General features: G+C 69.2%; 9 protein-coding genes and 1 pseudogene. 5 read left to right on the forward strand and 5 right to left on the reverse strand.

Annotated features, from left to right (window positions below; all coding sequences use genetic code 11):
* The first annotated feature begins 62 nt into the window (after positions 1-62).
* Positions 63-1,949, forward strand: coding sequence for an ABC transporter ATP-binding protein (locus tag CUR96_RS06325; RefSeq protein WP_102192437.1), 1,887 nt, complete (start codon positions 63-65; stop codon positions 1,947-1,949).
* A gap of 166 nt (positions 1,950-2,115) precedes the next feature.
* On the opposite strand, the gene CUR96_RS06330 is transcribed toward CUR96_RS06325, so the two are convergent.
* Positions 2,116-3,978, reverse strand: coding sequence for a phosphoenolpyruvate carboxykinase (GTP) (locus CUR96_RS06330; RefSeq protein WP_180968961.1), 1,863 nt, complete (start codon positions 3,976-3,978; stop codon positions 2,116-2,118).
* A gap of 112 nt (positions 3,979-4,090) precedes the next feature.
* Here CUR96_RS06330 and CUR96_RS06335 point away from each other — a divergent pair, with 112 nt between their 5' ends.
* On the forward strand, positions 4,091-5,533 hold the full coding sequence (locus CUR96_RS06335; RefSeq protein ID WP_102192438.1) for an XRE family transcriptional regulator: 1,443 nt from the start codon (positions 4,091-4,093) through the stop codon (positions 5,531-5,533).
* A gap of 10 nt (positions 5,534-5,543) precedes the next feature.
* On the opposite strand, the gene CUR96_RS06340 is transcribed toward CUR96_RS06335, so the two are convergent.
* Together CUR96_RS06340 and CUR96_RS06345 are read right to left on the reverse strand one after the other, a co-directional pair.
* Positions 5,544-6,611 carry a winged helix DNA-binding domain-containing protein gene (locus CUR96_RS06340; protein WP_102192439.1) on the reverse strand — a complete coding sequence of 356 codons (1,068 nt, stop codon included), beginning with the start codon at positions 6,609-6,611 and terminating at the stop codon, positions 5,544-5,546.
* Between the two features lie 38 nt (positions 6,612-6,649).
* Positions 6,650-8,097 (reverse strand): annotated as a pseudogene (locus CUR96_RS06345) (glyceraldehyde-3-phosphate dehydrogenase).
* 56 nt (positions 8,098-8,153) lie between these two features.
* Here CUR96_RS06345 and CUR96_RS18760 point away from each other — a divergent pair.
* Positions 8,154-8,312: a hypothetical protein gene (locus CUR96_RS18760; RefSeq protein ID WP_245861098.1), complete on the forward strand. Its 159-nt coding sequence runs from the start codon at positions 8,154-8,156 to the stop codon at positions 8,310-8,312.
* Positions 8,313-8,327: 15 nt separating this feature from the next.
* On the opposite strand, the gene CUR96_RS06355 is transcribed toward CUR96_RS18760, so the two are convergent.
* Both CUR96_RS06355 and CUR96_RS06360 read right to left on the reverse strand, forming a co-directional pair.
* A complete protein-coding gene (locus CUR96_RS06355) occupies positions 8,328-8,993 on the reverse strand; it encodes an SDR family oxidoreductase (RefSeq protein ID WP_102192440.1) in 666 nt (221 codons plus the stop codon).
* 45 nt (positions 8,994-9,038) lie between these two features.
* Complete coding sequence (locus CUR96_RS06360; RefSeq protein WP_146008130.1) at positions 9,039-9,554, reverse strand: hypothetical protein; 516 nt, start codon at positions 9,552-9,554, stop codon at positions 9,039-9,041.
* Positions 9,555-9,620: 66 nt separating this feature from the next.
* Between CUR96_RS06360 and CUR96_RS06365 the strand changes: the two genes are divergently transcribed.
* Together CUR96_RS06365 and CUR96_RS06370 are read left to right on the forward strand one after the other, a co-directional pair.
* A complete protein-coding gene (locus tag CUR96_RS06365) occupies positions 9,621-10,205 on the forward strand; it encodes a TetR/AcrR family transcriptional regulator (protein WP_102192442.1) in 585 nt (194 codons plus the stop codon).
* A 148-nt stretch (positions 10,206-10,353) separates the two neighbouring features.
* Positions 10,354-12,333: a primary-amine oxidase gene (locus CUR96_RS06370; protein ID WP_102192443.1), complete on the forward strand. Its 1,980-nt coding sequence runs from the start codon at positions 10,354-10,356 to the stop codon at positions 12,331-12,333.
* The last annotated feature ends 1 nt before the right edge of the window (position 12,334 follow it).

A 12,334-nucleotide genomic window follows, 5' to 3' on the forward strand; every position in this document is an offset into this window, starting at 1 on the left:
CCCACAGAATCGGTTTTCACACGAAGTACGGTCGAAGTACCCCTTCCAGAACGAGGTCCCGCATGTCCCGCACGGCGACGCCACGCCGACGCGGACGAGGCGCGCAGCAGGATGGTCCGCGCGCCACGTTCCGCCAGCTCCTCCCCTTCCTCTTCGAGCACAAGCGCACGCTCATCGTCGTCGCCGTCCTCAGCGTCATCGGTGCTGCGACCTCGCTCGTGCAACCGCTCCTCGTCGGACAGATGATCGAAGCGGTGCAGTCCGAAAGCGGACTGGGGATCCTCGTCTGGCTGCTCGTCGGCTTCGTCGTCGTGTCGTCGGTCATCTCCGGTTATCAGCACTATCTGTTGCAGCGCACCGGCACCGCGGTGGTCCTGTCGAGTCGCCGCAAGCTCATCGCCCGCATCCTGCATCTGCCGATCAGTGAGTTCGATGCGCGTCGCACCGGAGACCTCGTCTCGCGCGTCGGCACGGATACGACGCTTCTCTACGCCGTGCTCACCCAGGGACTCGCGGATGCCGTCGGCAGCGCGATCCTGTTCCTCGGCGCCCTCATCGCGATGCTGGTCATCGACCCGATCCTGCTGCTGCTGATCGTCGTGGTCATCGGCACCTCGGTGGTCGGCGTCACCGTGCTCAGCGGACGGATCCGCACCGCATCCACCGCCCAGCAGGAGAAGGTGGGCGAGCTCGCCTCCGGCGTGGAACGCGCCGTCGGGTCGATCCGCACGATCCGCGCGTCCGGGGCCACAGAGCGCGAGACCCACGCCGTGTCGCAGCTCGCGACGGACGCGTACGGGCTCGGCGTGAAGATCGCGAAGATCTCGTCGATGGTCGTCCCTGTCGCGGGCATCGCGCTGCAGCTCTCGCTGCTCGTCGTGCTCGGCGTCGGGGGCTTCCGGGTCGCCGCGGGCACGATCTCCATCGCCTCGCTCATCACGTTCATCATGTTCCTGTTCATGCTGGTGATGCCCCTGGCCTCCACCTTCGGCGCGATCACCTCGGTGAATCAGGCGCTCGGCGCCCTCGGCCGCATCCAGGAGGTCCTGGACCTGCCGGTCGAGGATCAGGACGATGCGGCGGCCGCCGCTTCCGTTCGCCGCTCCGAGAGCGTGGAAGACGCTCCCGCCGTGGAGTTCCGCGACGTGCGCTTCCAGTATCCGGAGAACGTCGTCGCGGCGCGCCGGGCCGCTGCCGAGGCTGCGCACTCGCTTCTCGCCGATGCGCACCTCGAACGCGCCGATGAGCCGAGAACATCGGCGCCTGCTCGGGAGGTCCTCCGCGGCGTCTCCTTCGCGGTGCCACGCGGTGCCCGCGTCGCCCTGGTCGGCCCCAGCGGTGCCGGCAAGAGCACGATCCTCTCCCTCCTCGAGCGGTTCTACGATCCGACCGGTGGCTCGATCCGCCTGCACGGGCACGACGCGCGCACATATCCGCGCGACGAACTGCGCGCTCAGTTCGGCTACGTGGAGCAGGATGCCCCGACGCTCGCCGGCACCCTCGCCGACAATCTGCGGCTCGCCGCACCGGAGGCATCCGACGCCGAGTGCGAGCGCGTGCTGCGGGCGGTCAACCTCGGGGACGTCCTCGAGCGGAACCCTCTCGGCCTCGAGGCGCCCGTCGGCGAGGACGGGGTCATGCTCTCGGGCGGCGAGCGTCAGCGCCTGGCCATCGCACGAGCACTGCTCACCGAAGCGCCGATCCTGCTGCTCGATGAATCGACCTCGTCATTGGACGGCGTGAACGAACAGCGGATGCGCGAGGCCATCGACGCCGTCTCGTCCGACCGGACCCTCATCGTGATCGCCCACCGACTGTCCACCGTCGTCGACAGCGACCTCATCGTCGTGCTGCAGGACGGCACGGTGGTCGGCCAGGGGACGCACGCGGAACTCGTGGAGTCGACCCCGCTGTACCGCGACCTCGCCCGGCATCAGCTGCTCGCCTGACGCACTCCCGCTCCCTTCGATCGACGAAGAGGCACCGGGACATGAGCGAAGGCGGAATGCCGCAGGCCACTCAGCCATGGGTCGCCTGCGACATTCCGCCCTCGCGGTTCGGCACCCGCGAGGGTGCCTGGGGTGCCGGATCCCCCGAACCGGCACCCGGTCGTGACTACGCCTTCGCCAGGCGGTAGCGCAGCGATGCGAGCTCGGCGCGCAGCGCGGCCGGCAGCTTGTCGCCGAAGGTGTCGAAGAACTCCTCGGTCAGGTCCGCCTCGGCGAGCCAGGCGGCGGAGTCGATCGAGAACAGCTCCTCGAGGTCTGCGTCGGCAACCTCGAGACCGTCGAGGTTGAGGTCTTCGATGCGCGGCAGGCGGCCGATGGGGCTGTCCACGGCGGGCACTTCACCGGCGACGCGACGGATGATCCAGTCTATGACGCGCGAGTTGTCGCCGAATCCGGGCCACAGGAACCGGCCGTCGGAGCCGCGGCGGAACCAGTTCACCTGGAAGATCCGCGGAGCCCGATCGAAGCGCAGGCTGCGACCGACCTTGAGCCAGTGCGCGAAGTAATCGCCCATGTTGTAGCCACAGAACGGCAGCATGGCGAAGGGATCGCGGCGCAGTTCGCCGAGCGTGCCCTCGGCCGCTGCCGTGCGCTCGGACGAGATGGTGGATCCGAGGAAGACGCCATGCGTCCAGTCGGTCGCCTCGACCACCAGCGGGACGTTGGTCGCGCGACGACCGCCGAAGAGGATCACGTCGAGCGGCACCGCCTCTTCCCAGTCCTCGGCGATCTGCGGGCACTGGGCGGCCGAGACCGTGAAGCGCGAGTTGGGGTGCGCCGCCGGACGACCGGAATCGGGCGTCCACGGGTTGCCCTCCCAGTCGATGAGCTCGGACGGCGCCTCGTCGGTCAGGCCCTCCCACCAGACGTCGCCGTCGGGGCGGAGTGCGACGTTCGTGAAGAGGGTGTTCCCCCACAGCGTCTCGACGGCCGTGACGTTGGTGGACTCTCCGGTGCCCGGTGCGACGCCGAAGAAGCCGGCCTCCGGGTTGATCGCCCACATCCGTCCGTCCTCACCGGGGCGGATCCAGGCGATGTCGTCGCCGAGCGTCTCCACCCGCCAGCCGGGGATCGTCGGACGCAGCATCGCGAGGTTCGTCTTGCCGCAGGCGGAGGGGAACGCCGCGGCGACGTGGTACGCCTTGCCCTGGGGGTCGATCACGCGGATGAGCAGCATGTGCTCGGCCAGCCAGCCCTCGTCACGCGCGATCACCGAGGCGATACGCAGGGCGAAGCACTTCTTCGCGAGGATCGCGTTGCCGCCGTATCCGGAGCCGAACGAGTAGACCTCGAGGGTGTCCGGGAAGTGCACGATGTACTTCTCGTCGTTGCACGGCCACTCGGCGTCCGGTTCGCCTGCGGCGAGCGGCGCACCGACCGTGTGCACCGTCTTCACCCACGGCGCGCCTTCGGCGATCCGGCGCGTGACGGCATCGCCGACCCGGGTCATGATGCCGATGGATGCCACGGCGTAGGCGCTGTCGGTGATCTGGACGCCGATGTGCGAAAGCGGACCGCCGACGGGGCCCATCGAGAACGGGACGACGTACATCGTGCGACCGCGCATGGATCCTTCGAAGAGCCCGGTCATCTTCTGGCGCATCTCGGCGGGATCCGCCCAGTTGTTCGTGGGGCCGGCGTCCTCTTCGCGGTCGGAGGCGATGAAGGTGCGCCCCTCGGTGCGAGCGACGTCGCTGGGGTGCGACCGGGCGAGGTAGGAGCCGGGGCGCCACTCGGGGTTGAGCTTGATCAGCTTGCCCTCGTCGACGAGTCCGCGCAGCAGCCAGTCGTTCTCGGCGCGCGAGCCGTCGACCCAGTGCACGTTCGCGGGCTGAGTGAGCGTGCGGATCTCCTCGACCCAGGCGGCCAGCTCGGCCATCGCGGGGGTGTCATAGCGCGGAGCCGTGCCGAATGTGCGTACCGGGGCGACGGCGGAGGTTCGAGGGGTGAAGGTCTCGGCGATGGCCATGACTGCTGCTCCTTTGAAGTGTAGGGCGTTACATCCATCTTCTTCCGGGATAGGCCACACTTTCGTTCGAGTCGACCATTAAGAACCGCGTTTCTTTCGCTACACTCAAGGAATGGCGACCTCCGGCATCCACCTCACCACCCTCGGCCACCGTATCCGGCACCACCGGCTCGAGAACGGGTTCACGCTCGACGAGCTGGGCGCTCTCGTCGGCGTCGCGGGCTCGCAACTCAGCCTCATCGAGAACGGCAAGCGCGAACCCAAGCTGTCCCTTCTGCAGGCCATCGCCCACGCCACCGGAACCGAGGTCACCGACCTCATCTCCGGTGAGCCGCCGAACCGTCGCGCAGCACTGGAGATCGAGCTCGAGCGCGCACAGGAGAGCCCGGTGTTCCGTCAGCTCGGCATCGCTCCCGTGCGTGTGAGCAAGGGGATGAGCGACGAGACCATCGAGTCGCTGCTGGGGCTGCACCGAGAACTGCAGCGCCGTGAGCGCGAGGCGATCGCGACGCCGGAGGAGGCCCGCCGGGCGAACACCGAACTGCGCCTGCGGATGCGCGAGCAGAACAACTACCTCGCCGATATCGAGAAGCTCGCCGAGAAGCATCTGCGGGCGGCCGGGCACGTGCAGGGCGCCCTCACGCACCGCACGGTGAGCATCATGGCGGAGAAGCTCGGCTTCGAGCTGATCTACGTGAACGACCTGCCGCACTCGACGCGCTCGGTCACCGACCTCGAGAACGGCCGGATCTACCTGCCGCCCGCGTCGATCCCCGGCGGGCACGGGCTTCGCTCGATGGCCCTGCAGGCCATGGCGCACCGCCTGTTGGGGCACACCCCGCCGACCGACTACGCCGACTTCCTGCAGCAGCGGCTCGAGATCAACTACTTCGCCGCCTGCTGCCTGATGCCGGAGACGGCGTCCGTCGCCTTCCTGCAGCAGGCGAAGAAGGACCGCAATCTCGCCGTGGAGGACTTCCGTGACGCCTTCGGCGTCACCCACGAGGGTGCCGCCATGCGCATGACGAATCTGCTCACTCAGCACCTCGGCATGCGCCTGCACTTCCTGCGCGCCGACGCCGACGGGGCCATCACGCGGGTCTACGAGAATGACGGCCTGCCACTGCCGATGGATGTCACCGGCGCTGTGGAGGGCCAGCGCGTCTGCCGCAAATTCCAGGCGCGGGCGGCGTTCACTCAGCAGAACCGCACGACCGAGCACCACCAGTACACCGACACCCCGTCCGGGACGTTCTGGTGCTCGACGCAGACGGGCTCATCGAGCGAGGGGGAGTTCTCCGTCACGGTCGGCGTGCCCTTCGACGACGCACGCTGGTGGCGAGGACGCGAGACCACGGATCGGGCCGTCTCGACCTGTCCTGACGAAGCGTGCTGCCGTCGCCCTCCTGCGGACCTCGCCGATCGCTGGAGCGGCAAGGCGTGGCCGAGCGCCCGCGTGCACACGCACATGTTCTCGCCGCTCCCCCGCGGTGCGTTCCCCGGCGTCGACGACAACGAGGTATACACGTTCCTCGCCCGGCACGCCGACGAGTGATCGTCTGGCCTCAGCCGCTCACGAAGTCGCTGTAGCGCTGCAGCGCGACGGCGACCGCATCCGAATCCAGCTCGGTGTCGAAGAGTTCGGCGACCGGCGCATCGCGGTGGCGGCCGACCGCGGCGGAGTGCGTCCACGCTCCGGCGATGCGACCTTCTGACAGAAGACTCGCCCGAACCATGCCGTTCTTCCCCGGTCCGATGCGAACCATCGCGTCGGCGTCGGCGACGGCACCGCGATCGGCGTACGAGATGTAGTACTCGTCGAACATCGGCAGAGCGCGCACCGCGGCGTCATCGGCTCCGCGCGCGCGGCGCGGCCGCTCGGCGGAGACGAAGAGCCCGTCGTCGACCTCCGTGACGCGATGCCGACCGCGCTCGACGGCCTCGCGCGCGACGCCGAGCGTGAGGCCGGACCACCATGCGAAGTCCGCCGCGCTCGCCGGCCCGTGCCCGTCGACGTAGCGTACGAAGAACTCCGCGAGGGGATCGTCGGGAGTCGACCGCGCGCGAATGTGCTCGTCGGCCAGGACGAAGAGCTGCTCTCGTCCGACAGCGCCGTCGCGCGCGACCACCGGTCCCTGCACGAGCACCGCGTCGACGCAGAGGGCACCGATGATGTGCACGCCGCGCTGCCCGGCGGGGTCGATGCCCAGGGCGGAGATGTCATCGAGCAGTTGGGCTCTGGTGCGGCCGCCGTCGGTCAGCCGCTCGCGAAACGCCGTGCCGACGCGACCGAGAAGTTCTGCGTCGATGCCGAGTTCGCGATGCCGAGCCGCCACCTGCTTGCGCTGTCGTTCGCCGGTCACCGACAGCACCCAGTGCAGATCCCTGGCCGGCATGATGTGCAGCGTGCCGCGCATCGGCCACGAGCGCACGAGCTCGCCGCGCGCGAACGCCCTGTCGACGGTCGCCAGCGTGGGAGACCCTGTGGTGCGGATGCCGAGCGCCCATCGACCGGCCAGGAACTCCTGACTCTGCACGGCGAGCATGTGCGCTGCGGCATCCGTCACCGTCCGCGCCGGGGCGGTGAGCCGATGGGACCGAAGCCGTTCGGACAGAAGGGCGCTGGGCGTCATGCACCCATATTGCCCTGGGCGCCCGACATCAGGCCCGATCAGCCAGCGAGTGTCACCTCGCGCCGCGCCGGGAGCACCACGGGATGAGAGCCCGCCATCACCTCGAGCACGCGGATGACCTGGCAGGAGTACCCGAACTCGTTGTCGTACCAGACGTAGAGGATGAGCGTGTCCTCGTCGGCGATCGTCGCGAGCCCGTCCACGATGCCGGCGCGGTGCGATCCGACGAAATCGGTCGAGACGACCTCCGGCGATTCGACGTAGTCGATCTGCTGGCGCAGCTTCGAGTGCAGCGAGACCCGACGCAGGTAGTCGTTGACCTGCTCCTTGGTCGCGGGGCGTTCGATCGTGAGGTGGAGCACGGCGAGCGAGACATCGGGGGTGGGGACCCGGATCGAGCTGCCGGTCAGCCTGCCCTCGAGCTGCGGGAGCGCCTTGGCGACCGCCTGGGCGGCACCGGTCTCGGTGATGACCATGTTCAGCACCGCGGAACGCCCGCGCCGGTCGCCCTTGTGGAAGTTGTCGATGAGGTTCTGATCGTTCGTGAACGAGTGCACGGTCTCGACGTGACCCTTCACGACGCCGTACGCCTCGTCGATCGCGGCGAGCACCGGGGTGATCGCATTGGTCGTGCAGGAGGCGGCCGAGAGGATGCGATCACCCGCATCGATCGAGTCGTCATTGATGCCGTGCACGATGTTCTTCAGCGGGCTCTTGCCCGGTGCGGTCAGCAGCACCCGGGCCACACCGGGCGACTGCAGGTGCTGCGAGAGCCCGGCTTCATCGCGCCAGCGGCCGGTGTTGTCGACGACGATCGCATCGCGGATGCCGTAGACGGTGTAGTCGATGGCGGCCGGGTCGTCGGAGTAGATCACCTGGATCCGGGTGCCGTTGGCGATGATCTGCTCGGCATCCTCATCGACGGTCACGGAACCGGCGAACTTGCCGTGCACGGAGTCGCGCTGCAGCAGCGATGCGCGCTTGACCAGGTCGTTCTCGGCGCCGCGGCGCACGACGATGGCGCGCAGGCGCAGGCCGCTGCCGCCGCCGGTGTGCGCGATGAGGATGCGGGCGAGGAGGCGCCCGATCCGGCCGAATCCGTAGAGCACCACGTCGGTGGGCGCCGCGGCCGTCGCACCGATCGCCGGCGCGAGCGCCTCACGCAGGTACTCGGCCAGCGGGCGCTCGTCGGCGGCGTGCTCCTCGACCAGGCGAGCGACGTCGAGCGACGATGCACCGGGCGCGAGTTCGCGGAGCGCCTCGAGCACGGCGAGGCTGTCTTCCAGGGCGAGCTGCTCATGCCCCAGCTGGGCGACGCGCTCGTGCACCTCGACGAGCCCTGTGGCCGAAAGGCCGAGCAGGCGATGTCCGTGCAGAGACGTCACCACGTCGTGTCCCGCTTGAGGGCTCCGATGAGCGGGATCATCCGCTCCGCCAGCTCTTCTCGCGCCGTCCAGTCGTCGCGGTGTGCCGCGAAATCGTTCATCTGCATCCTTGCATGGGTGATCGGCGCGCCGATGGTCTCCAGCGCGCGGGTGCCGGGTGAGTTTCGGGGGATGCGTACCAGGGTACGCGGCACGGGCACGGACCCGGGAATCGGATGCTCTCGGCCGCAAGGACCACTTCTCAGCGATGATGGCCATCGGCGTCGCGCTCATCGCCGCCAGCGTCGCGCTCATCGAGTTCGGCGGTGCGCACTGACCGGTACGGCGAGCCTCAGAACTGCGCGGAGAACGCCCCGTCGGTCTTGATCAGCTGGCCGGAGATCCAGCGACCCTCGTCGGACACCAGGAATTCCACGGTCGCCGCGACGTCGGCAGGACGCCCGAGCCGGCCCAGCGGCGTCATCCCGGTGAGCGCGTCCCGCGTCTCGTCGTCCATCCAGCCTGTGTCGATCGGTCCCGGGTTCAGCACGTTCGCCGAGATGCCCCGCGGTCCGAGTTCGCGTGCCGCCGAGATGACCAGGCGGTCGAGAGCGCCCTTCGACGCACCATAGGGCAGGTTGCCGGTGACGTGGTCGCTGGTGAGCGCCACGATCGACCCGCCGTCCTCCCCCGCCTGCCGCGCGAACGCCGCGATGAGCAGCAGGCTCGCCCTGGCGTTGACGGCGACGTGCCGGTCGAAGCTCTCGGCCGTGGTGTCGAGGATGCCGGACTCGACGTCATGCGCGTGACTGAGGATCAGCGCGGAGATCGTGCCGTGCGCGCGATTCACCTCGGCGATGAGCGCCTCGGGGCCCTCGTGCGTGGACAGGTCGGCGGGGTGGTCGGCATCGCTGAGGTCGCTGGTGACGACGGTCCATCCGGCGGCTCGGAGGCGGGGAGCGATGCCGGCCGCGATGCTGTTCGCGCGCGCGGCGCCGGTGATCAGAGCAAGAGGCATGCGGCCACGGTACCGGAGACGCGCAGTCCGGGACCGGGCCGGACCTCAGTGCAACGACCACATGATGAGGACGCCGGCGGTCATGACCCATTCCTCGGCGAGCATCCGCCTCCGGGCGCGGGCGGGGGCATGTCGGCGAATCCCGTTGACGATCGTCCAGACGATGAGGGCGCATATTCCGATCGCGCCCAGCGCGGCTACCGCATCCGCTCCGAGGTGGCTGCCGTGCCCTGTCGGATCCGAGATCTCCGAGCCGGCCAGTCCGGCGAACGCGCACACCGCCATCACCAAGCAGCCGAGGGCGCGATGGCAGCACGAGGGCGCACCGGCCGCGCCACGGACGCCCACGGTGCCGACCATCGCCGAGGCGAGCAGAAGCGCTCCGACGAGGAGCGACACCCGTGGATCCCTCCCGGCCAGCCCCATCGCGACCATCGCCGCTGCCATCACGATCACCGCCTGTCGCCCCTGCCAGGGAACTCCTCGCCCGGACGCCAGACACAGAACGACGCCGATGAGCGCCGGCGCGATCATCAGCCACGCCATCGCCGCGCTGTCCACATCCGGATTATATTGATCAATCGCTCAAAATAGCTAGACCCGTGCCCGATGCGCCAAGATGGGCAGGTGCCCCGTGTCGTCGATCATGATGAGCGCCGCCGGCAGATCGCCGAGGCGCTGCTCGTCGTCGCGGCCCGCGACGGGCATGAGAGCGTCACCTCCCGTGCCGTCGCGAAGGAGCTCGGAGTCGCGACCGGCGCCCTCTGGCACTACTTCGACGGCTTCGACGACGTGATCCGGGCCGCGGCCGCCGAAGTCACCCGTCGCACCGATGAGCGGATCACCGCGGCGACACAGGGGCTGCACGGATTGGCCCGGCTCGAGGCGATGATGCGCGAGGTCCTCCCCATCGACGAGCGCACCCGCACCGAGGCACGGGTCGTCGTCGGATTCTGGGGACGACTCGCGACGCTCGCGCCGATCCCGGATGCCGCGTCCCCCACCCTCGCGACCTGGCAGGAGAGCATCCGCGACACCCTCGACCAGGCGGTCGCCGGCGGCGAGCTCCGTCCGGAGACGCCCACGGATGCCGTGATGACTCTTCTCCGCTCGATCACCTACGGCCAGCAGGTCGTGGAGGTCACGGAGCCGCAGGATGCCGCAGCCCACCTGTCGGCGCTCGACGCCATCCTCTCCCCCTGGCGGACCTGACCTCCTGATCCACACCACACGCGCCGAGGCCCGACCGTCCGGCGCATGCGGGCTCTTCCCCCATTGCCCTTGTGCGCGCGCACCGCACCGTCGTACCATCGTCCCAATCCGTTTATTGAGCGTTTGCTCGAAAAAGTGAGGAACGACGATGTCCCACCCCCAGCCCGTCTCCATCGGCCGGACCTCCGTTCCGCATCCGCTCGATCCGCTCACCGCCGTCGAGATCGCCTCCGCCCGCGCCGTGCTCGCGTCCGCGGGGCTCCTCGGTGACACCGTCCGCGTTCCGATGCTCCTCCCCGACGAGCCCACCAAGGACGAGCTTGCGGCCTGGAAGCCAGGCGCGCCCATCGACCGCCGCGTCGACGTCACCCTGCTCGACACGGCCACCGGTGTCGCGACCGAGGTCATCGTCTCGATCACGCGCGGCGAAGTCCTCCGTACCGAGCGGGTGCCGAACGACGCCCCGCCGTACGGGCAGCCCCAGTACCTGTTCGAGGAGTACGAGCGCGCGGAGGCGATCGCGAAGGCCTCGCCGGAATGGCGGGCCGCGATGAAGCGGCGCGGACTCGAGGAGCACATCGATCTCGCGTTCTGCGGGCCGCTCGCACCGGGCTACACCGGACGCGCCGACGAGGTCGGGCGCCGCGTCATCCGCTCGCTCACCTTCCTCAAGTACGACGAGGACGACTCTCCCTGGGCGCACCCGGTCGAGGGCCTCATCGTGCACATCGACCTGACCGCGAACAGCGTGATCCGGGTCGAAGACATCGGCGATGTGCCCGTACCCGCCGGACACGGCAACTACCGGCCCGAGGTGCAGGGCGAGGCGCGCACGACGCTCAAGCCGATCGAGATCACGCAGCCGCAGGGCCCGAGCTTCAGCGCGACCGGCTCTCTCGTCGAGTGGGAGAACTGGTCGATGCGCGTCGACTTCAACGCACGCGAGGGCCTGGTGCTGCACGATGTGACCTTCGACGGCCGTTCCGTGCTGAGCCGCGCGAGCGTGCCGGAGATGGTGGTCCCCTACGGTGACACCGCGCCCGGCCGGTTCTGGATCAGCTACTTCGACGCGGGCGAGTACCTCCTCGGCAAGAACGCCAATCACCTCGAACTCGGGTGCGACTGCCTGGGCGTCATCCGGTACCTCGACGGCTACGTCGCCGACGACCACGGCAACCCCGTGCGCATCCCGAACGTGATCTGCATGCACGAGGAGGACTACGGCATCCTCTGGAAGCACACCGAGCTCTCCGGCCGCTCCGATGTGCGCCGCTCCCGCCGCTTCGTGGTCTCGTACTTCTCGACGATCGGCAACTACGACTACGGCTTCTACTGGCACTTCTATCTCGACGGCTCTATCGAGGTCACCGCCAAGGCCACCGGCATCGTGTTCGCCGCCGCGGGCGAGCCCGGCGTGCCGCAGAAGCACGCCACCGAACTCGCACCTGGGGTCTTCGCCCCCGTGCATCAGCACCTCTTCTGCGCCCGGCTCGACGTCGCGGTCGACGGCGAGGACAACCGACTCGTCGAGGTCGACGCGCAGCGCATCCCGATGGGCCCGGACAATCCCTTCGGCAACGCGTTCACGTGGTCCGAGACGACACTGGCGACCGAATCCGCGGCGCAGCGTGATGCAGACACCTCGGTCGCCCGCACCTGGGCGGTGCAGAGCGCGTCGCGCACCAACCGCGTGGGCCGTCCGACCGCATACCACCTCGTCCCCGAGCCGACCGCGCTGCTGATGGCGGATCCGGCGTCCTCCGTGGCGGCGCGCGCGACCTTCGCCACGAAGCACCTCTGGGCGACGCGGCACGAAGCCGGGCAGATCTGGCCGGCCGGGCGGTACCCGAACGCGCACCAGGGCGGCGCCGGACTCCCCGCATATTCGGCCGGCGACCGCTCCCTCGACGGCGAGGACATCGTGCTCTGGCACACCTTCGGGCTGACGCATTTCCCGCGCCCGGAGGACTGGCCGATCATGCCCGTCGACCACGCGGGATTCTGGTTCAAGCCGTACGGCTTCCTCGACCAGAATCCTGCGATGGACGTCCCCGAGTCGTCGCAGGCGCACGGAACGCGGGATGCCGCTGGCGGCGGATGCGGTGCCGCATGCACGTGCGGCCACTGAG

The organism is Microbacterium aurantiacum (genome assembly GCF_002872075.1).
Taxonomy (GTDB): Bacteria; Actinomycetota; Actinomycetes; order Actinomycetales; family Microbacteriaceae; genus Microbacterium; species Microbacterium aurantiacum_A.

Excerpts from the sequence above, each read along its gene's own strand:
- CUR96_RS06325 (WP_102192437.1), top strand. The coding sequence starts at position 63 with ATGTCCCGCACGGCGACGCCACGCCGACGCGGACGAGGCGCGCAGCAG.
- CUR96_RS06370 (WP_102192443.1), top strand. The coding sequence starts at position 10,354 with ATGTCCCACCCCCAGCCCGTCTCCATCGGCCGGACCTCCGTTCCGCAT.
- CUR96_RS06330 (WP_180968961.1), bottom strand. The coding sequence starts at position 3,978 with ATGGCCATCGCCGAGACCTTCACCCCTCGAACCTCCGCCGTCGCCCCG.
- CUR96_RS06355 (WP_102192440.1), bottom strand. The coding sequence starts at position 8,993 with ATGCCTCTTGCTCTGATCACCGGCGCCGCGCGCGCGAACAGCATCGCG.
- CUR96_RS06335 (WP_102192438.1), top strand. The coding sequence starts at position 4,091 with ATGGCGACCTCCGGCATCCACCTCACCACCCTCGGCCACCGTATCCGG.
- CUR96_RS06340 (WP_102192439.1), bottom strand. The coding sequence starts at position 6,611 with ATGACGCCCAGCGCCCTTCTGTCCGAACGGCTTCGGTCCCATCGGCTC.